The organism is Pseudomonas sp. TWI929 (assembly GCF_039673335.1).
Lineage (GTDB): Bacteria > Pseudomonadota > Gammaproteobacteria > Pseudomonadales > Pseudomonadaceae > Aquipseudomonas.
Genome location: NZ_JBDJLK010000085.1, coordinates 1 through 22426, shown reverse-complemented (window position 1 = coordinate 22426; position 22426 = coordinate 1). Strand labels below are relative to the sequence as shown.

Genomic DNA, 22426 nt, shown 5'->3' with positions numbered 1-22426 from the left:
GTATTGCATCTGGTTTAAAACCTGCGCAATACCTGTAGGAGCGGCCGTGTGTCGCGAAAGGGGCCCGCAGGGCCCCCAATTCAGAAGGTGTCAGCCGTTAGAGCAGCCGTTCCCCATCACGCGGTATTCGAGAATGTGCTTCTGTCCTTTGGAGTCCTCGTAAGTCATGCGGGCCGGCACGACTTCGCACACATTGGGCACTTCGCTCATGGAAATGACGCGAGCAATGTCCAGGTGCTGCGAGTAACTGTACTGTTCAACCGGAATCTGCTCGGCATCTTTGGCTTCGCCGGCCATCGCCGCGCCGCAAAGACTGCCAAGTACCAATACCAGTAAAGCTTTCATTTTCTATTTACCTGTCTAAGGTCGTGAGGGGGCACGCGGCGCTTATGGCGCCGCGAGTACAGCTAGTTTTAACTATCGGGATTAGATGGAGATTAACGCTTGCCTTCGTGGGGGCTGTTACCAGTTGTTAATCGCCTTGCCGTTGCTGGCGAGGTGAATTTTATGGCTGGGGCCAGAGCTGAAACAGAGGGACTTTTGATAAAGTGTTTTGACAGAATCTGTAACAATCCTGTGGTAAACACCCCCGGGCTTCCCCTGTAAGGGTTGAAATGCGCGCGCCAGAGCGCTTTGCCGGAACGGGCGTACCAAATTACTACCAACGTCGAATGGCTTTTATCGCTCTGGTACAGTTACAAACGGTTCCATACAAAAACAACTATTACACCGAGGTAACACAGATGAGTGCGGCTCCACTGTATCCCGTTCGTCCTGAGGTTGCGGCTACTACCCTGACCGACGAGGCCACCTACAAGGCCATGTACCAGCAATCGGTGATCAACCCGGACGGCTTCTGGCGCGAGCAGGCCCAGCGTATCGACTGGATCAAGCCGTTTACCAAGGTCAAGCAGACCTCCTTCGACGACCATCACGTCGATATCAAATGGTTCGCCGACGGCACTCTGAACGTTTCCTCCAACTGCCTTGACCGCCACCTCGAAGAGCGCGGTGACCAGTTGGCCATCATCTGGGAAGGCGACGACCCTTCCGAACACCGCAACATCACCTACCGCGAGCTGCACGAGCAGGTTTGCAAGTTCGCCAACGCCCTGCGTGGTCAGGACGTGCACCGCGGTGACGTGGTCACCATCTACATGCCGATGATCCCTGAAGCCGTGGTCGCCATGCTGGCCTGTGCCCGTATCGGTGCGATCCATTCGGTGGTGTTCGGCGGCTTCTCGCCTGAGGCGCTGGCTGGCCGTATCATCGACTGCAAATCCAAGGTGGTGATCACCGCCGACGAAGGCGTGCGCGGCGGCCGCCGTACCCCGCTCAAGGCCAACGTCGACCTGGCGCTGACCAACCCGGAAACCAACAGCGTGCAGAAGATCATCGTGTGCAAGCGCACCGGTGGCGACATTGCCTGGCACCAGCACCGTGACATCTGGTACGAAGACCTGATGAAAGTGGCCTCCAGCCACTGCGCGCCGAAAGAGATGGGTGCCGAAGAGGCGCTGTTCATCCTTTATACCTCCGGCTCCACTGGTAAGCCCAAGGGTGTGCTGCACACCACTGGCGGTTACCTGGTGTATGCCGCGCTTACCCATGAGCGCGTGTTCGACTACCGCCCAGGCGAGGTGTACTGGTGCACCGCCGACGTCGGTTGGGTGACCGGCCACAGCTACATCGTCTACGGCCCGCTGGCCAACGGCGCCACCACCCTGCTGTTCGAGGGCGTGCCGAACTACCCGGACATCACCCGCGTGTCGAAGATCGTCGACAAGCACAAGGTCAACATCCTCTACACCGCGCCAACCGCCATCCGCGCGATGATGGCCGAAGGGCAGGCTGCTGTTGAGGGGGCCGACGGCTCCAGCCTGCGCCTGCTGGGCTCGGTAGGCGAGCCGATCAACCCCGAAGCCTGGAACTGGTACTACAAGACCGTGGGCAAGGAGCGTTGCCCGATCGTTGACACCTGGTGGCAGACCGAGACCGGCGGCATCCTGATCAGCCCGCTGCCGGGTGCTACCGGCCTGAAGCCGGGCTCGGCAACCCGTCCGTTCTTCGGCGTGGTGCCGGCGCTGGTGGACAACCTGGGTAACCTGATCGACGGCGCCGCCGAAGGCAACCTGGTAATCCTTGATTCCTGGCCAGGTCAGTCGCGTTCGCTGTACGGCGACCACGACCGCTTTGTCGATACCTACTTCAAGACCTTCCGTGGCATGTACTTCACCGGCGACGGTGCGCGCCGTGACGAGGATGGCTACTACTGGATCACTGGTCGTGTGGATGACGTGCTCAACGTGTCCGGCCACCGCATGGGCACCGCCGAGATCGAAAGCGCCATGGTGGCGCATTCGAAAGTTGCCGAAGCTGCTGTGGTGGGCGTGCCGCACGACATCAAGGGCCAGGGCATCTATGTGTATGTCACCCTCAATGCCGGTATCGAAGCCAGCGAGCAACTGCGCCTGGAGCTGAAGAACTGGGTGCGCAAGGAAATCGGCCCGATCGCTTCGCCGGATGTGATCCAGTGGGCACCGGGGCTGCCGAAGACCCGCTCGGGCAAGATCATGCGCCGTATCCTGCGCAAGATTGCCACCGGTGAATACGGTGCGCTGGGCGATATCTCGACCTTGGCCGACCCGGGTGTGGTGCAACACCTGATCGATACCCACAAGGCGATGAGCCTGGCTTCGGCCTGATCGCCGAGTCGAATACGCTCCCACACAGATCGGTGCAAGCCAGCAGAAAACCCCGTCCGGGCAACCGGCGGGGTTTTTTGCTTTACTGTTACCCGACAATCATCGGTAACCGTTCTGTCACCACGTCTGCCCAATAACGGGGCGCCAGGAAACAAATCCGTCCCGTTTCGGTGCATTCGCATCGCCATTTTGTGCAACACAACACGCTACACTTGCCGTAGTACAAGGCTTTGCCAATAATAGGCCCAGGAATTGCTAGGTCTAAAGGTTCTATTTCTTGCGCTTTTGCATAATTTGCAATGGCTGTCAACATTGCCCGCAGCGGTTTCAGGCGCTTCTGTAAGTAGTTGTCGCTTTGAAGAAATATCGACTACCGGGCTGTCGTTAAAATGCCACTCACTCGCTCGTGGTATGCGGCCTTGGTCGAACCCTGCGCGGCTCGCGTTGTACTCATTCGCATATCGGGCAGCCGTTATCTGCCTTGTATTGCCCCGTACCGATGGAGTTACCTGATGAAGAAGCTCGCACTGCTTGGCGCCCTGGCGCTGTCCGTGTTTTCCCTGGTATCGCAGGCCGATGAAAAGCCGCTGAAAATCGGCATCGAGGCCGCCTACCCACCCTTCGCCTTCAAGCAACCCGACGGCAGCATCGCCGGCTTCGACTACGACATCGGCAACGCCCTGTGCGAAGAGATGAAAGCCAAGTGCACCTGGGTCGAGCAAGAATTCGACGGCCTCATCCCGGCGCTGAAGGTGCGCAAGATCGACGCCATCCTGTCGTCCATGTCGATCACCGACGACCGCAAGAAGTCGGTCGACTTCACCAAGCGCTATTACCTGACCCCGGCGCGCCTGGTGATGAAGGAAGGCACCACCGTCAGCGACAGCCTGGATGAGCTGAAAGGCAAGAAGATCGGTGTGCAGCGTGGCTCGATCCACGACCGCTTCGCCAAGGAAGTACTGGGCGCCAAGGGTGCCACCGTGGTTCCTTACGGCACCCAGAACGAAATCTACCTGGACGTGGCAGCCGGTCGCCTCGATGGCACCGTGGCCGACGCCACCCTGCTGGAAGACGGCTTCCTCAAGACCGACGCCGGCAAGGGCTTCGCCTTCGTAGGCCCGGCCTTCACCGACGCCAAGTACTTCGGTGACGGCATCGGCATCGCCGTGCGCAAGGGTGACAAGGCCAACGTCGACCGCATCAACGCGGCCATCGACGCCATCCGTGCCAACGGCAAGTACAAAGAAATCGAGAAGAAGTACTTCAACTTCGACATCTACGGTCCAGACTCGAACTAAGACGTCGGGTTTCACCTGTGCAATGGTGCAAACAGCAGAGGCTCTGAGGTTTGCACCATTTTTCATTCTCTAGGTCGAGGACCTCATCATGTTGAAAGGCTACGGGGCAGTCATCCTCGACGGGGCGTGGCTGACGCTGCAGCTCGCCCTGTCGTCGATGGCCCTGGCCATCGTGCTCGGCCTGATCGGTGTGGCGCTGCGCTTGTCGCCAGTGCGCTGGCTGGCCTGGCTGGGCGATCTGTATTCCACGGTAATCCGTGGCATTCCGGACTTGGTCCTGATCCTGCTGATCTTCTACGGCGGGCAAGACATCATCAACCGGGTGGCACCGCTGCTCGGCTACGAAGACTACATCGACCTGAATCCGCTGGTTGCGGGTATCGGTACGCTGGGCTTCATCTTTGGCGCCTACCTGTCGGAAACCTTCCGTGGCGCCTTCCTGGGTATTCCTAAAGGCCAGGCCGAGGCGGGCGTGGCGTATGGCATGAGCCCGCGCCAGGTGTTCTTCCGCATCCAGGTGCCGCAAATGATTCGCCTGGCGATCCCGGGCTTCACCAACAACTGGCTGGTGCTGACCAAGGCCACCGCGCTGATCTCGGTAGTCGGCCTGCAGGACATGATGTTCAAGGCCAAGCAGGCGGCCGATGCCACCCGCGAGCCGTTCACCTTCTTCCTGGCGGTGGCGGCGCTGTACCTGGTGCTGACCAGCGTCTCGCTGCTGGCCCTGAAGTATCTCGAGCGCCGCTACTCGGTGGGCGTCAAGGTGGCTGAACTATGATCTTCGACTACAACGTCGTCTGGGAGGCGTTGCCGATGTACTTCGGCGGCCTGCTGACCACCCTCAAGCTGCTGGCGATTTCGCTGTTCTTCGGCCTGCTGGCGGCCGTTCCGCTGGGTTTGATGCGGGTGTCCAAACAGCCGGTGGTCAACATGGCCGCCTGGCTCTACACCTACGTGATCCGTGGCACGCCGATGCTGGTGCAGCTGTTCCTCATCTACTACGGCCTGGCGCAGTTCGAGGCGGTGCGTGAAAGCGTGTTCTGGCCGCTGCTGTCCAGCGCCACCTTCTGTGCGTGCCTGGCGTTCGGCATCAACACCAGCGCCTACACGGCCGAAATCATCGCTGGCAGCCTCAAGGCCACGCCGCATGGCGAGATCGAGGCAGCCAAGGCCATGGGTATGTCACGCATGAAGATGTACCGGCGCATCCTGCTGCCGTCGGCCCTGCGCCGGGCGCTGCCGCAGTACAGCAACGAAGTGATCATGATGCTGCAGACCACCAGCCTGGCGTCGATCGTTACCTTGATCGACATCACCGGCGCTGCGCGCACGGTCAATGCCCAGTACTACCTGCCTTTCGAGGCCTATATCACGGCGGGCGTGTTCTACCTGTGCCTGACCTTCATCCTGGTGCGCCTGTTCAAGATGGCCGAACGCCGCTGGCTCGGCTACCTGGCGCCGCGCAAGCACTGACCGCTTTGTGAGAATCGACAGCATGTACAAACTCGAAGTCCAAGACCTGCACAAGCGCTACGGCAGCCATGAAGTGCTCAAGGGCGTGTCCCTGGCGGCCAAGGCCGGCGACGTCATCAGCATCATCGGCTCCAGTGGTTCGGGCAAGTCGACCTTCCTGCGCTGCATCAACCTGCTGGAGCAGCCGCACGCCGGCAAGATCCTGCTCAACAACGAAGAGCTGAAGCTGGTCGCCGGCAAGGACGGTGCGCTGAAGGCGGCCGACCCGCGCCAGCTGCAACGCATGCGCTCGCGCCTGTCGATGGTGTTCCAGCACTTCAACCTGTGGTCGCACATGACCGCGCTGGAAAACATCATCGAGGCGCCGGTACATGTGCTGGGCGTAAACAAGAAGGAAGCCCTGGAAAAGGCTGAGCATTACCTGGCCAAGGTGGGTGTCGCCCACCGCAAGGACGCCTTCCCCGGGCATATGTCGGGTGGCGAGCAACAGCGTGTGGCAATTGCCCGCGCGCTGGCCATGGAACCGGAAGTTATGCTGTTCGACGAGCCGACCTCGGCACTGGACCCGGAGCTGGTGGGCGATGTGCTGAAGGTGATGCAGGCGCTGGCCCAGGAAGGCCGGACCATGGTGGTGGTGACCCACGAAATGGGCTTTGCCCGCGAGGTGTCCAACCAGCTGGTGTTCCTGCACAAAGGCCTGGTGGAAGAAGCCGGCTGCCCGCGTGAAGTGCTGGCCAACCCACAGTCGGAGCGCCTGAAGCAGTTCCTCTCCGGCAGCCTGAAGTAAAAGCTGCATTTTTGCACCAGAATAGGGCATGCTGCGCGGCGAGCGCAGCCTGACCCGGCGCACAGACTCGAACGACCTCAGGTTTCGGACCGCACCTTATGACCACCCAGCGAATCGGTTTTCTCATCTGGCCCAGCACCAGGCCCTTGACCCTGGCGCTGGCCGAGGAAGTGTTGCAGGTGGCGCAGCGGGTGCACCCGGATGTGGTCTACGAGTTGGCCTTCCTGCAGGCGGAGCCAGCACAAGAGGGGGGCTGGCGCTTGCCGGGCGAGCCGTGGACCGGCCGCCTGGACGGTTGGCACAAGCTGTTTCTGCTGGCTGACGAACCGCCTGTTGCCGTGGGGGCTGCCTTGTCGGCGGCGCTCAAGCAGCTGGCGCGCAGTGGCTGCATGATCGGTGGCCTGTCTGCCGGGGTTTATCCGCTGGCGATGCTGGGCCTGCTCGACGGTTACCGCGCTGCGGTGCACTGGCGCTGGCAGGATGATTTTGCCGAACGCTTCCCCAAGGTCATTGCCACCAGCCACCTGTTCGACTGGGACCGTGATCGCCTGACCGCTTGTGGCGGCATGGCCGTGACCGACCTGCTGCTGGCAGTGCTGGCCCGTGATCACGGGGCGGAGCTGGCCGGGGCGGTGTCGGAAGAACTGGTGGTCGAGCGCATCCGCGAGGGTGGTGAGCGCCAGCGTATTCCGTTGCAGAACCGTCTGGGTTCCAGCCATCCCAAGCTGACCCAGGCAGTGTTGCTGATGGAAGCCAACATCGAAGAGCCGCTGACCACCGACGAAATTGCCCAGCATGTGTGCGTTTCGCGTCGGCAGCTGGAGCGCATCTTCAAGCAGTACCTGAACCGCGTGCCGAGCCAGTATTACCTGGAACTGCGGCTGAACAAGGCGCGGCAGATGCTGATGCAGACCAGCAAGTCGATCATCCAGATCGGCTTGTCCTGCGGCTTTTCCTCGGGGCCGCATTTTTCCAGTGCGTACCGCAATTTTTTTGGTGCTACCCCGCGGGAAGACCGCAATCAGCGGCGCAGCAGCAGCCCGTTCGAACTGAGCTCGGCGCCGGCTGAAAAAGGCTGACATTTCCTTCTCCTGTGCCGGCCCTTTCGCGGCTAAAGCCGCTCCCACAGGGACCGCACAAGCTTCAAGTCCTGCACAGGTCCTGTGGGAGCGGCTTTAGCCGCGACAGGGCCGGCACAGGCAGCCACCTTTCTTAATGTGAACACCCGTTCACCCAGCCCCCTCTCTCCCGTACACTGCGCGATTGCGACAGTGTTTGTCGCATTGCCGAAAACCTCGTGAAAACTGGGTTTTGCGCTGTAACAAGTTGTCGCTTGGCCGCAAGGACAGGCGCGGATCAGTCCTTACAATCCCCCCATCGCTCGCCACTTCCAGGCCAGCGTTCCTCTTCAGGAGACTCAGATGTCCGTTGAGCAAGCCCCGGTGCAACGTGCCGATTTCGACCAGGTCATGGTCCCCAACTATTCTCCGGCGGCCTTCATTCCTGTGCGAGGCGAGGGTTCCCGCGTCTGGGACCAGTCGGGTCGCGAGCTGATCGACTTTGCCGGTGGCATCGCGGTCAACGCCCTGGGCCACTGCCACCCGGCACTGGTCAAGGCCCTGACCGAACAGGCCAACACCCTCTGGCACGTGTCCAACGTGTTCACCAACGAGCCGGCGCTGCGCCTGGCCCACAAGCTGGTGGACGCCACCTTTGCCGACCGTGCGTTCTTCTGCAACTCCGGCGCCGAGTCCAACGAGGCCGCTTTCAAGCTGGCCCGTCGCGTCGCTCATGACCGCTTCGGCCCGGAAAAGCACGAAATCATCGCCACCTTGAACAGCTTCCACGGTCGCACCCTGTTCACCGTCAGCGTCGGTGGCCAACCGAAGTACTCCGACGGCTTCGGCCCGAAGATCACCGGTATCAGCCATGTGCCGTACAACGACCTGGAAGCGTTGAAAGCACAGATTTCCGACAAGACCTGCGCCGTGGTGATCGAGCCGATCCAGGGCGAGAGCGGCGTGGTGCCGGCCGACAAGGCCTACCTGGAAGGCGCGCGCAAGCTGTGTGACGAGCACAACGCCCTGCTGATCTTCGACGAAGTACAGACCGGCGTGGGCCGTACCGGCTCGCTGTATGCCTACCAGCACTACGGCGTTACCCCGGACATCCTGAGCAGCGCCAAGAGCCTGGGCGGCGGCTTCCCGATCGGCGCCATGCTGACCACCACCGAGCTGGCCAAGCACCTGGCTGTCGGCACCCACGGCACCACCTACGGCGGCAACCCACTGGGCTGCGCCGTTGCCTGCGCCGTGCTGGATGTGGTCAACACCCCGGAAACCCTGGCCGGTATCAAGGCCAAGCACGCGCGCTTCAAAACCCGCCTGGAGCAGATCGGCCAGAAGTACAACCTGTTCAGCCAGGTGCGTGGCGTTGGCCTGCTGCTGGGCTGCGTGCTGACCGAAGCCTGGCAAGGCAAGGCCAAGGATGTGCTCAACGCTGCCGAGAAGGAAGGCGTGATGGTGCTGCAGGCCGGCCCGGACGTGGTCCGCTTCGCGCCAAGCCTGGTAGTTGAAGACGCCGACATCGACGAAGGCCTGGACCGCTTCGAGCGCGCCGTGGCCACCCTGACCCAAGGCTGATCCGCCTGCGGTCCCTTCGCCAGCCCCGGCGCCGGCTCAGCCCGAGCTTGCGCCGGGGCGGCGATACCCGATTCCAGTGCAGGTGCCAGTGCACCTGCCGTTTTTCCGTGCCGCCGTGAGCGGCCCGTATTCCAAAGGAGTGACACCATGCTGGTGATGCGCCCCGCGCAAATGGCTGATCTGAACGAAGTGCAGCGCATGGCTGCAGACAGCCCCATTGGTGTCACCTCGCTGCCGGACGACACTGCTCGCCTGGGCGACAAGATCGCCGCTTCCGAGACTTCCTTCGCCGCCGAGGTCAGCTTCAACGGTGAAGAAAGCTACTTCTTCGTGCTCGAAGACAGCGACACCGGCAAGCTGGCCGGCTGCTCGGCCATCGTCGCTTCGGCCGGCTACTCCGAGCCGTTCTACAGCTTTCGTAACGAGACCTTCGTGCACGCCTCGCGCGAGCTGAAGATCCACAACAAGATCCACGTGCTGTCGTTGTGTCACGACCTGACCGGCAACAGCCTGCTGACCAGCTTCTACGTGTTGCCGGAGCTGGTGAACAGTGGCTGGGCCGAGCTCAACTCGCGCGGCCGTCTGCTGTTCATGGCCGCGCACCCGGAGCGCTTCGCCGATTCGGTAGTGACCGAGATCGTCGGCTACAGCGACGAACAGGGTGAATCGCCGTTCTGGGATGCCATCGGCCGCAACTTCTTCGACCTCAACTACGCCGACGCCGAGCGCCTGTGCGGGCTGAAGAGCCGTACCTTCCTCGCCGAACTGATGCCGCACTACCCGATCTACGTGCCGCTGCTGCCTGACCTGGCGCAGGAAGCCATGGGCCAGGTGCACCCGCGGGCGCAGATTACCTTCGACATCCTCATGCGCGAAGGCTTTGAAACCGAGCACTACATCGACATCTTCGACGGCGGCCCGACCCTGCATGCGCGTACTTCGGGCATCCGCTCGATCGCCCAGAGCCGGGTGGTACCGGTGAAGATCGAGGAGGCCCCGGTCAAGGGCGGGCGCCCGTACCTGGTGTGCAACGGCCAGTTGCAGGACTACCGCGCGGTGCTGCTGGACCTCGACTGGGTGCCTGGCAAGCCGGTCAGCCTGAGTGTGGCGGCGGCCGACGCGCTGGGCGTGGGCGAGGGTGCCAGCGTGCGCCTGGTTGCGGTCTGAGGTCTGGCAACAGACGTTTCGGGATTGATGCGTTAGAAGAGTTTCGCGCCGGCCAACGCCGCCGCACAAGGAGATAGCATGATCGTTCGTCCTGTACGCAGCAGCGATTTGCCTGCGTTGATCGAATTGGCACGCAGCACCGGCACCACCGGGCTGACCACGCTGCCGGCCAACGAAGAGCGCCTGGGGCATCGCGTTGGCTGGGCGGAAAAGAGCTTCCGTGGCGAAGCCGAGCGTGGCGACACCGACTACCTGTTCGTGCTGGAAAACGACGAAGGTATGGTGGTGGGCATCAGTGCCATCGCCGGAGCCGTCGGCCTGCGCGAGCCCTGGTACAACTACCGGGTCGGCCTGACCGTCAGCGCTTCGCAGGAGCTGAAGATCTACCGCGAAATCCCGACGCTGTTCCTGGCCAACGACCTGACCGGCAACTCCGAGCTGTGCTCGCTGTTCCTGCGTAGCGACTACCGCTCTGGCCTGAACGGCCGCCTGCTGTCGCGCGCACGCATGCTGTTCATCGCCGAGTTCCCTGAACTGTTCGGCAAGAAGATCATCGCCGAAATGCGCGGCATGTCCGACGAGCAGGGCCGCTCGCCGTTCTGGGAAAGCCTGGGCCGGCACTTCTTCAAGATGGAATTCAGCCAGGCTGACTACCTCACCGGTGTGGGCAACAAGTCGTTCATCGCCGAGCTGATGCCCAAGTTCCCGCTGTACACCTGTTTCCTGTCCGAGGCGGCGCGCAACGTGATCGGCCGCGTACACAAAGACACCGAGCCGGCGCTGGCCATGCTCAAGCAGGAAGGCTTCAACTACCAGGGTTACGTCGACATCTTCGACGCTGGCCCGGCCATCGAATGCGATACCGCCAAGATCCGCGCCGTGCGCGAGAGCCAGACCCTGGTGCTGGCGGTGGGCACGCCGGGCGATGACGCTACCCCTTACATCATCCATAACCGCAAGCGCGACGATTGCCGCATCACCGCCGCACCTGCGCGGCTGGCCGCCGGTACCTTGGTGGTCGACCCGCTAACCGCCAAGCGCCTGCGCATGGGCGCTGGCGACAACGTGCGCGCCGTGCCGCTGTCGGCAAGCCGGGAGGCCCAGTAATGACCACGCATTACATCGCAGGTAATTGGCAGCCCGGTCAGGGTGAAACCCTGCAGTCGTTCAACCCGGTGACGCAAGCCGTGGTCTGGCAAGGGCAGGGCGCTGATGCCAACCAGGTAGACGCCGCCGTGCAGGCGGCACGCCAGGCTTTCCCGGCTTGGGCGCAACTGAGCCTGGAAGCGCGCATCGATGTGCTGGAGAAGTTCGCTGCGCAGCTGAAAGCGCATGCCGAAGCCATGGCCCAGTGCATTGGCGAGGAAACCGGCAAGCCGCTGTGGGAGTCGGCAACCGAAGTCACCAGCATGATCAACAAGGTGGTGATTTCGGTACAAAGCTACCGCGAGCGCACTGGCGAAAAAAGCGGCCCGCTGGCCGATGCCACGGCGGTGCTGCGGCACAAGCCTCACGGCGTGGTGGCGGTGTTCGGCCCGTACAACTTCCCCGGCCACCTGCCCAACGGCCACATTGTGCCGGCACTGCTGGCGGGCAACTGCGTGGTGTTCAAGCCCAGTGAGCTGACACCCAAGGTCGCAGAGCTGACCGTGAACTGCTGGATCGCCGCCGGCCTGCCGGCCGGTGTGCTGAACCTGGTGCAGGGTGAGCGTGAAACCGGCGTGGCGCTGGCCGCCAACCCGGGTATCGATGGCCTGTTCTTCACGGGCTCCAGCCGTACCGGCAACCTGCTGCACCAGCAGTTTGCCGGCCGCCCGGACAAGATCCTGGCCCTGGAAATGGGTGGCAACAACCCGCTGGTGGTGGATGAGGTGAAGGACCTCGACGCGGCGGTGTACACCATTATCCAGTCGGCATTCATTTCTGCCGGCCAGCGTTGCACCTGCGCCCGTCGTCTGCTGGTGCCGCAAGGCGCCTGGGGCGATGCGCTGGTCACGCGCCTGGTCGAGGTGTGCAAAACCATCACGGTGGGTGCGTTCGATGAACAGCCCGCGCCGTTCATGGGTTCGGTGATTTCGCTGCAGGCGGCGCGGGTGCTGATTACGGCCCAGGCCGAACTGGCCGCCAAAGGTGGCGTGAAGCTGCTGGAGATGACCCAGCCGCAGGCCGATGCCGCGCTGCTGACCCCGGGCATTGTCGATGTAACCGCCGTGGCCGAGCGCCCGGACGAAGAGTTCTTCGGCCCGCTGCTGCAGGTGATCCGCTACGCCGACTTCGATGCTGCCATCGATGAGGCCAACAACACCCAGTACGGCCTGGCTGCCGGTTTGTTGTCTGATTCGCGCGCGCGCTACCAGTATTTCTGGCTGCGCAGCCGCGCCGGCATCGTCAACTGGAACAAGCAACTGACCGGTGCAGCCAGCAGCGCGCCGTTCGGTGGCGTGGGTGCCAGTGGCAACCACCGCGCCAGTGCCTATTATGCGGCTGATTACTGCGCTTACCCCGTGGCTTCGCTGGAGGCCGCCAGCCTTGCCTTGCCGGCGACCCTGACGCCGGGCGTCACCCTATAACAACAGGTCACGGAGCCTAGCCGATGAAATCCTATGAAGTGAATTTTGATGGCCTGGTGGGGCCTACCCACAACTACGGCGGCCTGTCCTACGGCAATGTGGCTTCGCAGAGCAATAGCCAGCAGGGGTCCAACCCGCGTGAAGCCGCGCGCCAGGGCCTGGCGAAAATGAAAGCGCTGGCCGACATGGGCTTCAAGCAGGGCGTACTGGCGCCGCAAGAGCGCCCGGATGTGGCTGCGCTACGCCGCCTGGGCTTCAGTGGCAGCGATGCCGAAGTGATCCAGCGTGCCGCCAAAGAAGCCATGCCATTGCTGGTGGCCAGCTGCTCGGCCTCGAGCATGTGGGTGGCCAACGCCGCCACGGTCAGCCCCAGTGCCGATACCGCGGATGGCCGCGTGCATTTCACCGCTGCCAACCTCAACTGCAAGTACCACCGCAGCATCGAGCACCCAACCACCAGCCGAGTGTTGGGCGCCATGTTCAACAACGAAAAACACTTTGCCCACCATGCGGCGCTGCCGGCCGTGGCCCAGTTCGGTGACGAGGGCGCGGCCAACCACACGCGCTTCTGCCGTGCGTATGGCGAAGCCGGCGTGGAGTTCTTCGTCTATGGCCGCAGTGCCTTCGACAGCCGTTACCCGGCGCCGCAGAAGTACCCGGCCCGGCAAACCCTGGAAGCCTCGCAGGCCGTGGCCCGGCTGCATGGCCTGAGCGATGACGGCGTGGTCTACGCTCAACAGAACCCGGCCGTCATCGACCAGGGCGTGTTCCACAATGACGTGATTTCGGTGGGCAACGGCGAGGTGCTGTTCTACCACGAGGACGCGTTCCTCGAGACCGATGCGGTACTTGGCCAGCTGCGAGCTAAACTGGCCAGCAAGGGTGGCAACTTCCAGGCCATCTGTGTGCCACGGGCGGCGGTGGCGGTGGAGGACGCGGTGCGTTCCTACCTGTTCAACAGCCAGCTGCTTAGCCGCGACGACGGCTCCATGCTGCTGGTGGTGCCGGAAGAGTGCCGCAACAACGAGCGGGTCTGGGCCTACTTGAGCCAGTTGACCAGCCAGGGCGGCCCGGTGAAGGAGGTCAAGGTGTTCGACCTCAAGCAGAGCATGCAGAACGGCGGTGGCCCGGCATGCCTGCGTTTGCGCGTGGCGTTGAAGGAAACGGAACTGGCAGCGGTCAACCAAGGCGTTATCATGACCGCCCCGCTGTACGACACCCTGCTGCAGTGGGTCGACAAGCACTACCGCGATCGCCTTGGCGAGGCGGACCTGGCCGACCCGCAGCTGCTGGTGGAGTGCCGTACGGCGCTGGATGAATTGACCCAGATCCTGAAGTTGGGCTCGGTGTATCCGTTCCAACGCCAACCTTGAAGAGAGACTTTGCAATGACCGACGCCCTGCGCCTTATCCTCGAAGATGAAGACGGCACCCAGCTGGAAACCTCCTGCACCCGCTTTGCCGTGGTCTGGCAAGGCAAGGAAGTGTGGATTCAACAGGATGGCCGTGGCCAGTTGCTGATTGGCGTGGATGTCGAGGAAGACGACGCCGAGTACGCCAACCTGCTGCTGCGCCCGATGGCCACCAACCTGGTCAGCCTGCAGCTGGAAATGGAACCGGCTGAAGTTGGCGAAGACGACGATCACGTCCATGGCCCCGACTGCGGCCACAAACACTAAGGAAGTACCTATGCTCGCCCTTGGCAAATTGCTTGAGCTGACCCTCACCGATCACGAACCGGCCGAGAAGACCCAAGTGACACCCAAGGGCGCGCGTTTGCGCTGGCTGGGGGAGGGTGCGCTTGAAGTGCGCCCGCCCGAGAACGAGGATTGCGGGCTGGACTTGCTGTTGTCCGCCGGCATCCACGGCAACGAAACGGCGCCGATCGAATTGCTCGAGCGGTTGCTGCATGGCGTTGCCAACGGCAAGATCAAGCCCAAGGCACGGGTGCTGTTCCTGTTCGGCAACCCGGCGGCGATCCGCAAGGGTGAGCGCTTCATCGAACAGGACATCAACCGCCTGTTCAATGGCCGCCACGAACTATCCAGCGGCTTCGAGGCGTTGCGTGCCGCCGAGCTGGAACAGTTCGCCCGGGTGTTTTTCAGCAAGCCGGAGCGCAGCCGCCTGCATTACGACCTGCATACTGCCATTCGCGGCTCGAAGATCGAGCAATTCGCCTTGTACCCCTATAAAGAGGGGCGCCAGCATTCCCGTCGCGAGCTGGTACGCCTGGCGGCGGCCGGCATGGAAGCGGTGTTGCTGCAAAGCAAGTCGTCCATCACCTTCAGTGCCTTCACCTACGAACAGCTGGATGCCGAAGCGTTCACCCTGGAGCTGGGCAAGGCCCGCCCGTTCGGCCAGAACGAGCAAGTCAACCTCGACAAGTTGGAAGAGCGGTTGATTCGCATCATCGAGGATACCGAGCCGGAAGGCGAAAGCTCGCTGGATGGCCTGCAGCTGTTCAGTGTCTCCCGGGAGATCATCAAGCACAGTGACAGCTTCCACCTGCACCTGCCGGCGGACATAGAGAACTTCTCCGAGCTGAGCAAGGGTTACCTGCTGGCTGAGGACTTGGCCGAAATGCGCTGGGTGGTCGAGGAGGAGGGCGCACGTATCATTTTCCCCAACCCCAGGGTCAAGAACGGCTTGCGCGCCGGCATCCTGATCGTGCCGGATTCGGGGCAGCGGTTAGGCTGAGGCGACACGGTTTCGGATCCTATCCATGATGAAAACCTTTTAATTCACCGCCTGTTCCATTTTCCCTCCTCATAAGCGGTAATTGGCTTGCCAGTGGCGAAACACAGGATTTAGCATCCGGTCATGTCGTTTTCGTTTGCATAGCCCGAAAAACCGTCCAAACGATGGTTTCTATCGTATAAACACACTGCATCGAGACTACAGGACCGATATAATGCGGCCCTTTGCCGTCGTTTCGTCGACGTGTTTGCCCGACAGGGCTGCCGTTTCCGTGGAAGAACCTATGAAAAGCGCAGAAATCCGTGAAGCCTTCCTTCGCTTCTTCGAAGAGCAGGGCCATACCCGAGTCGCCTCCAGTTCGCTGATCCCGAACAACGACCCGACCTTGCTGTTCACCAATGCCGGCATGAACCAGTTCAAGGACTGCTTCCTCGGCGCGGAGAAGCGTGCCTACACCCGTGCTGTCAGCAGCCAGAAGTGCGTGCGCGCCGGTGGCAAGCACAACGACCTGGAAAACGTCGGTTACACCGCGCGTCACCATACCTTCTTCGAAATGCTGGGCAACTTCAGCTTCGGCGACTATTTCAAGCGCGATGCCATTACCTTCGCCTGGACCTTCCTGACCTCGGACAAATGGCTGAACCTGCCCAAGGAAAAGCTCTGGGTCACCGTTTACGCCACTGACGACGAAGCCTACGACATCTGGACCAAGGAAGTCGGCGTGCCGGCCGAGCGCATGGTACGCATCGGCGACAACAAGGGCGCCCCGTACGCCTCCGACAACTTCTGGACCATGGGTGACACTGGCCCGTGCGGCCCATGCACCGAGATCTTCTACGACCACGGCGCAGACATCTGGGGCGGCCCACCCGGCTCGCCAGAAGAGGACGGCGACCGCTACATCGAGATCTGGAACAACGTCTTCATGCAGTTCAACCGCACCGCTGACGGCGTGCTGCACCCGCTGCCAGCGCCGTCGGTAGACACCGGCATGGGCCTGGAGCGCGTCAGCGCCGTGCTGCAGCATGTGCACTCGAACTACGAGATCGACCTGTTCCAGAACCTGCTGGCCGCTGCGGCCAAAGCCATCGGTTGCAGCAATGACGGCCAGGCTTCGCTGAAAGTGGTCGCCGACCACATCCGTTCGTGCGGCTTCCTGATCGCTGATGGCGTGCTGCCGTCCAACGAAGGCCGTGGCTATGTGCTGCGCCGCATCATTCGTCGTGCCTGCCGCCACGGTAACAAGCTGGGCGCCAAGGGCAGCTTCTTCTACCAGATCGTTGCCGCACTGGTCGCCGAAATGGGCGAAGCCTTCCCTGAACTGAACAGCCAGCAGGCGCACATCGAGCGCGTGCTCAAGGCCGAAGAAGAACAGTTCGCCAAGACCCTGGAGCAGGGCCTGCGCATTCTCGAGCAGGACCTGGCCCAGCTGAAGGGCGCCGTGGTGCCGGGCGACGTGGTGTTCAAGCTGTACGACACCTATGGCTTCCCGATGGACCTGACCGCCGACATCGCCCGCGAGCGCGAGCTGACCATCGACGAGGCCGGCTTCGAGCGCGAAATGGACGCCCAGCGTGAGCGTGCGCGTTCCGCCAGCGCCTTTGGCATGGACTACAACAGCCTGGTCAAGGTCGACAGCGCCACCGAGTTCCTCGGTTACGACGCCACCGAAGGCCAGGGCAAGATCATCGCCCTGTACAAGGACGGCCAGGCCGTCGACCAGCTGGGTGAAGGCGAGCAGGGCGTGGTTGTGCTCGACCGCACGCCGTTCTACGCCGAATCCGGTGGCCAGGTAGGTGACACCGGCTTCCTGCAAGCTGGCGCTGCGCGCTTCGACGTGCGCGACACCACCAAGACCGGTGGTGCCTTCCTGCACCACGGCGTGGTTGCCCGCGGTGCGCTGGTGATCGGCGCGCCTGTCGAGGCCAAGGTCGATGCCGACGTGCAGCACGCCACTTCGCTGAACCACTCCGCCACCCACCTGCTGCACGAAGCGCTGCGCCAGGTGCTGGGCGAACACGTACAGCAGAAGGGCTCGCTGGTGGACAGCCAGCGCCTGCGTTTCGACTTCAGCCACTTCGAAGCGCTGAAGCCGGAGCAGATCAAGGCCCTGGAAGACATCGTCAACCGCGAAGTGCGCAAAAACACTGCGGTGGAAACCGAACTGACCGACATCGAAACCGCCAAGGCCAAGGGCGCCATGGCGCTGTTCGGCGAGAAGTACGGCGACACCGTGCGGGTGCTGAGCATGGGCGGCGATTTCTCGGTGGAGCTGTGCGGCGGTATCCACGCCAAGCGCACCGGTGACATCAGCCTGTTCAAGATCATCAGCGAAGGCGGCGTGGCCTCTGGCGTGCGCCGTATCGAAGCAGTCACCGGCGCCGCTGCGCTGGCCTACCTGAACGCTGCCGAAGAGCAGGTCAAGGAAGCCGCGCAGCTGGTGAAGGGTAACCGCGACAACCTGATCGACAAGCTGTCGGCTGTGCTTGAGCGCAACCGCCAGCTGGAGAAGCAGCTGGAGCAGCTGCAGGCCAAGGCCGCCAGCGCCGCCGGGGACGATCTCTCCAACGCGGCCGTTGAGGTCAAGGGTGCCAAGGTACTCGCCGCCCGCCTGGATGGGCAGGACGGCAAGGCCCTGCTGGCCCTGGTCGATCAGCTGAAGAACAAGCTCGGCCACGCAGTGATCCTGCTGGGCAGCGAGCATGAGGGCAAGGTCGTGCTGGTGGCCGGCGTGACCAAGGACCTCTCCAGCCAACTCAAGGCTGGCGATCTGATGAAGCAAGCCGCTGCGGCGGTGGGTGGCAAGGGCGGTGGCCGTCCGGACATGGCCCAGGGTGGTGGCGTCGACGTCGCTGCGCTGGACCAGGCCCTGGCGCTGGCCGTGCCATTCGCAGAGCAGGGACTTTGAGATGAGGGGGTGGATGGTCTAGTCATCCACCCCTTCATGTTGGATTGTTTTTTGGGGCCCTGTATGGGCTGAGGCACCATTGAAATGGCGTTGATCGTACAGAAATTTGGCGGCACCTCTGTCGGTTCCATCGAGCGGATCGAGCAGGTAGCCGAAAAGGTCAAGAAACACCGTGAGGCGGGCGACGACCTGGTGGTAGTGCTGTCGGCCATGAGCGGTGAAACCAATCGCCTGATCGACCTGGCCAAGCAGATCACCGATCAGCCGGTTCCTCGTGAGCTGGACGTGATCGTGTCGACCGGTGAGCAGGTCACCATTGCCTTGCTGACCATGGCCTTGATCAAGCGCGGTGTGCCAGCGGTGTCCTACACCGGCAACCAGGTGCGCATTCTCACCGACAGCTCGCACAACAAGGCGCGCATCCTGCAGATCGACGACCAGAAAATTCGCGCCGACCTCAAGGAAGGCCGCGTGGTCGTGGTTGCGGGCTTCCAGGGTGTGGACGAGCACGGCAGCATCACCACCCTTGGTCGTGGTGGCTCCGACACCACCGGCGTGGCCCTGGCGGCAGCGCTGAAGGCTGACGAGTGCCAGATCTACACTGACGTCGATGGCGTCTACACCACCGACCCGCGTGTCGTGCCACAGGCCCAGCGCCTGGAGAAGATCACCTTCGAAGAGATGCTGGAAATGGCCAGCCTCGGTTCCAAGGTGCTGCAGATTCGTTCGGTGGAGTTCGCCGGCAAGTACAACGTCCCGCTGCGCGTGCTGCACAGCTTCAAAGAGGGTCCGGGTACCCTCATTACCATTGATGAAGAGGAATCCATGGAACAGCCGATCATTTCCGGTATCGCCTTCAACCGTGATGAAGCCAAGCTGACCATTCGCGGCGTGCCGGACACCCCGGGCGTGGCCTTCAAGATCCTCGGCCCGATCAGCGCTTCGAACATTGAAGTAGACATGATCGTGCAGAACGTTGCCCACGATAACACCACCGACTTCACCTTCACCGTACACCGCAACGAGTACGAGAAGGCGCAGAGCGTGCTGGAAAACACCGCCCGCGAAATCGGTGCCCGTGAAGTGATCGGCGACACCAAGATCGCCAAGGTCTCGATCGTTGGTGTCGGCATGCGTTCGCACGCCGGTGTTGCCAGCCGTATGTTCGAAGCCCTGGCCAAGGAGAGCATCAACATCCAGATGATCTCCACTTCCGAGATCAAGGTTTCGGTCGTGATCGAAGAGAAGTACCTGGAGCTGGCCGTACGCGCGCTGCACACCGCGTTCGAGCTCGACGCTCCTGCCCGACAGGGCGAGTAAGGCGCTGCCTGGAAGGGCGCGGCTGATGCCGCGCCCTTCGCGTTTCTGCTCGCCGCACAGGCCCTGTCCTGCCTTGTGTGGCGCGTAACCGGGTTCGGTCGTCGTCCGCGACCGGTCCTGACACCCAAGACTGTTACCCCTGAATGTTTTGCGTAAGGAGAAAGCTATGTTGATTCTGACTCGTCGGTGCGCCGAGAGCCTGATCATTGGAGACGGCGAGATCACCGTGACGGTGCTTGGCGTCAAAGGCAACCAGGTGCGTATTGGCGTCAGCGCCCCGAAGGAAGTGGCTGTTCACCGCGAGGAAATCTACCTGCGGATCAAGAAGGAGAAGGATGAAGAGCCAAGCCTTTAATTTTTTTGAAGTTTTTTTAAAAAAAAGGGTTGCAAAGGTGAAAGAGGTTCTTTAATATTCGCCTCGTGTTGCGGTGAGGTGGCCGAGTGGCCGAAGGCGCTCCCCTGCTAAGGGAGTATACCTCATAAGGGTATCGGGGGTTCGAATCCCCCCTTCACCGCCATTATTTGCGTAGGGCGCTGTAAGCAGTAAGAACGCTAAGTAGTTGATTTTAAACGAAAACGTTCTTGCAAAAATGTTTCAGCGACCTATAATGCGCGGCAAGACACGGACTCATAGCTCAGCTGGATAGAGTACTCGGCTACGAACCGAGCGGTCGCAGGTTCGAATCCTGCTGAGTCCGCCACTTCTTGAAGTGGCTCTGCTTGCAAAGCTGCTTCAGTCAACCAGCGGTATCTGGTTTAAAACTGCCAATCGCGGACTCATAGCTCAGCTGGATAGAGTACTCGGCTACGAACCGAGCGGTCGCAGGTTCGAATCCTGCTGAGTCCGCCATACCCAATCAAGAAGCCCGCTCAATTGAGCGGGCTTTTTGTTTTTCTTTGCCACTGAATTGTTGGCGATGTCGATCTAAGCTCTCCTGTAGATGCGGTGAAGCACGCGTTCCCTTGTAGGAGCGGCCTTGTGTCGCGATGGGCTGCAAAGCAGCCCCAAAGATTGATCAGGCACCGCATACACATCCAGGCACACATCAAATGTGCTTTAACCGCCAGGCTCTCCGTCGCACTGATAGCTTCGAGCGTTGTCCCAGCTTTATCACGCAAACGATTGTTCTGGCCAAAATTTTAAGCGATCTGACAGCTTGAGCAGTGTATGATTGCGCCCGTCAGCCCCGCCGGGGCTTGTGGAAAACCACCATGGACTTACCCAGTAGTTACTCGCTAACAAGATTCATACAGAAAGATCTGACCGATTGATTCTCCCGGCGTGCTCCGCTGCTGGGAGTGGAGTTCGCCTATGACTGAAGTAGAAGTAAAAAAAGCGCAAGACAGCCTGCAGGATCGCCTGGCCCAGGTGGTCGAACTGCTGCAGCGCCAGCGCATGGTCGAAGACCTGACCCACCGCCAGGAGGGTGCGCACAATGACCTGGTGGAAAACCTGGTCCACCGCCAGAACCTTGTCGAGCTGCAACGCAAGCTCGATGATCTGCACCCCGCCGACATCGCTTACATCCTCGAAGCCTTGCCCCTGGAAGACCGTCTGACGGTCTGGCAGCTGGTGCGTTCGGATCGTGATGGCGACATCCTGCTGGAAGTTTCCGACGCCGTACGGCAATCGCTGATTGCCGACATGGATGACCACGAGCTGCTCGCCGCCGCCAAGGAAATGGACGCCGACGAGCTGGCCGACCTGGCGCCAGAGCTGCCGCGTGACGTTGTCCACGAGCTGATGGAAACCCTTGATGCCCAGCAACGCGAGCGTGTGCGTTCGGCGCTGAGCTACGACGAGGAGCAGGTCGGTGCGCTGATGGACTTCGAGATGGTCACCATCCGCGAAGACGTCAGCCTGGAAGTGGTGCTGCGCTACCTGCGTCGTCTGAAAGAGCTGCCAAACCATACCGACAAATTGTTCGTGGTCGATTATGACGGCATCCTCAAGGGTGTATTGCCGATCAAGCGCCTGCTGGTCAACGACCCGGAGAAGAAGGTGGCGGAGGTCATGGCGACCGACCCGGTTTCCTTCCAGCCCGAGGAAGATGCCTACGATGCTGCACAAGCCTTCGAACGTTATGACCTGGTATCGGCACCCGTAGTAGACAAAGGTGAGCGCTTGATCGGCCGTTTGACCATTGACGAGATGGTCGACCTGATTCGTGAGGAAAGCGAAAGCGAAGTCCTCAACATGGCGGGCCTGCGTGAAGAGGAAGATATCTTTGCCTCGGTCTGGCGCTCGTTCCGCAACCGTTGGGCATGGTTGGCGATCAACCTGATCACCGCGTTTTTGGCTTCGCGGGTGATCGGTGTGTTCGAGGGCTCGATTGAAAAGCTGGTGGCGTTGGCTGCGTTGATGCCGATCGTTGCTGGTATTGGTGGTAACTCGGGTAACCAGACCATCACCATGATTGTCCGCGCCATGGCGCTGGACCAGGTGTCGCCGGGCAATACCAGCCGCCTGATGCGCAAGGAGTTGGCGGTGTCGCTGATCAATGGCCTGGTGTGGGGCGGGGTGATTGGTGCGGTGGCTTTCTGGCTGTATGGCAGTTGGTCGCTGGGGGTGGTAATGACCGCTGCGATGACCTTGAACTTGTTGCTGGCGGCGCTGATGGGCGTGCTCATCCCGATGACATTGGCCCGCTTGGGGCGCGACCCGGCGATGGGTGCGAGCGTGATGATCACTGCCGTGACCGACAGCGGCGGCTTCTTCATCTTCCTGGGCCTGGCTACGCTGTTCCTGCTGTAATCCGGTAACGCCGGCTTGCGCGGCCCTTGTGGGAGCGGCCTTGCGTCGCGAAAGGGCCGCAAGGCGGCCCCAGCAATAGTTGTTGCGCCGCGGATATCCTGGGGC

General features: G+C 61.7%; 18 protein-coding genes and 3 tRNA genes. 20 read left to right on the top strand and 1 reads right to left on the bottom strand.

What is annotated here, in order from left to right:
- Positions 1-90 precede the first annotated feature (90 nt).
- Positions 91-345, bottom strand: a complete 255-nt coding sequence (locus ABE456_RS23915) for a DUF2790 domain-containing protein (protein WP_003260110.1) — start codon at positions 343-345, stop codon at positions 91-93.
- A 398-nt stretch (positions 346-743) separates the two neighbouring features.
- Between ABE456_RS23915 and acs the strand changes: the two genes are divergently transcribed.
- From acs to mgtE, 20 genes are all read left to right on the top strand, one after another.
- Positions 744-2705 (top strand): acetate--CoA ligase, encoded by a 1962-nt coding sequence (gene acs, locus ABE456_RS23910; RefSeq protein ID WP_346646135.1) that lies wholly within the window; start codon positions 744-746, stop codon positions 2703-2705.
- A 512-nt stretch (positions 2706-3217) separates the two neighbouring features.
- The gene (locus tag ABE456_RS23905) at positions 3218-4003 is read left to right on the top strand and encodes an ABC transporter substrate-binding protein (protein ID WP_346646134.1); all 786 of its coding nucleotides are present in this window, start codon (positions 3218-3220) and stop codon (positions 4001-4003) included.
- Between the two features lie 88 nt (positions 4004-4091).
- Positions 4092-4781, top strand: coding sequence for an ABC transporter permease (locus ABE456_RS23900; RefSeq protein ID WP_014861201.1), 690 nt, complete (start codon positions 4092-4094; stop codon positions 4779-4781).
- Entirely contained in the window at positions 4778-5476 is a 699-nt protein-coding gene (locus ABE456_RS23895) for an ABC transporter permease (RefSeq protein WP_346646133.1), read from the top strand. The genes ABE456_RS23900 and ABE456_RS23895 overlap by 4 nt, the downstream gene beginning before the upstream one ends.
- 22 nt (positions 5477-5498) lie before the next feature.
- On the top strand, positions 5499-6263 hold the full coding sequence (locus ABE456_RS23890; RefSeq protein ID WP_346646132.1) for an ATP-binding cassette domain-containing protein: 765 nt from the start codon (positions 5499-5501) through the stop codon (positions 6261-6263).
- Positions 6264-6361: 98 nt separating this feature from the next.
- Complete coding sequence (gene argR / locus ABE456_RS23885) at positions 6362-7342, top strand: transcriptional regulator ArgR (RefSeq protein ID WP_346646131.1); 981 nt, start codon at positions 6362-6364, stop codon at positions 7340-7342.
- Positions 7343-7684: 342 nt separating this feature from the next.
- Positions 7685-8905: an aspartate aminotransferase family protein gene (locus ABE456_RS23880; protein WP_346646130.1), complete on the top strand. Its 1221-nt coding sequence runs from the start codon at positions 7685-7687 to the stop codon at positions 8903-8905.
- 147 nt (positions 8906-9052) lie between these two features.
- The gene (gene aruF, locus ABE456_RS23875) at positions 9053-10072 is read left to right on the top strand and encodes an arginine/ornithine succinyltransferase subunit alpha (protein WP_346646129.1); all 1020 of its coding nucleotides are present in this window, start codon (positions 9053-9055) and stop codon (positions 10070-10072) included.
- 78 nt (positions 10073-10150) lie between these two features.
- Positions 10151-11179: an arginine N-succinyltransferase gene (gene astA / locus ABE456_RS23870; RefSeq protein ID WP_346646128.1), complete on the top strand. Its 1029-nt coding sequence runs from the start codon at positions 10151-10153 to the stop codon at positions 11177-11179.
- Complete coding sequence (gene astD, locus ABE456_RS23865; RefSeq protein ID WP_346646127.1) at positions 11179-12642, top strand: succinylglutamate-semialdehyde dehydrogenase; 1464 nt, start codon at positions 11179-11181, stop codon at positions 12640-12642. Before astA ends, astD begins: the two co-directional genes overlap by 1 nt.
- A gap of 23 nt (positions 12643-12665) precedes the next feature.
- A complete protein-coding gene (gene astB / locus ABE456_RS23860; protein WP_346646126.1) occupies positions 12666-14015 on the top strand; it encodes an N-succinylarginine dihydrolase in 1350 nt (449 codons plus the stop codon).
- Between the two features lie 14 nt (positions 14016-14029).
- Entirely contained in the window at positions 14030-14320 is a 291-nt protein-coding gene (locus ABE456_RS23855) for a topoisomerase II (RefSeq protein ID WP_346646125.1), read from the top strand.
- Between the two features lie 10 nt (positions 14321-14330).
- Positions 14331-15338, top strand: a complete 1008-nt coding sequence (gene astE, locus ABE456_RS23850; protein WP_346646124.1) for a succinylglutamate desuccinylase — start codon at positions 14331-14333, stop codon at positions 15336-15338.
- 283 nt (positions 15339-15621) lie between these two features.
- The gene (alaS, locus tag ABE456_RS23845; RefSeq protein ID WP_346646123.1) at positions 15622-18246 is read left to right on the top strand and encodes an alanine--tRNA ligase; all 2625 of its coding nucleotides are present in this window, start codon (positions 15622-15624) and stop codon (positions 18244-18246) included.
- An 84-nt stretch (positions 18247-18330) separates the two neighbouring features.
- Entirely contained in the window at positions 18331-19566 is a 1236-nt protein-coding gene (locus ABE456_RS23840) for an aspartate kinase (protein WP_284354041.1), read from the top strand.
- A 166-nt stretch (positions 19567-19732) separates the two neighbouring features.
- Positions 19733-19921, top strand: a complete 189-nt coding sequence (gene csrA, locus ABE456_RS23835; protein ID WP_003254503.1) for a carbon storage regulator CsrA — start codon at positions 19733-19735, stop codon at positions 19919-19921.
- A gap of 72 nt (positions 19922-19993) precedes the next feature.
- Positions 19994-20084, top strand: a tRNA-Ser gene (locus ABE456_RS23830).
- Between the two features lie 106 nt (positions 20085-20190).
- Positions 20191-20267: transfer RNA gene (locus ABE456_RS23825), tRNA-Arg, on the top strand.
- Positions 20268-20339: 72 nt separating this feature from the next.
- Positions 20340-20416: transfer RNA gene (locus ABE456_RS23820), tRNA-Arg, on the top strand.
- 462 nt (positions 20417-20878) lie between these two features.
- Positions 20879-22321 carry a magnesium transporter gene (gene mgtE / locus ABE456_RS23815; RefSeq protein ID WP_346646122.1) on the top strand — a complete coding sequence of 481 codons (1443 nt, stop codon included), beginning with the start codon at positions 20879-20881 and terminating at the stop codon, positions 22319-22321.
- Positions 22322-22426 lie beyond the last annotated feature (105 nt).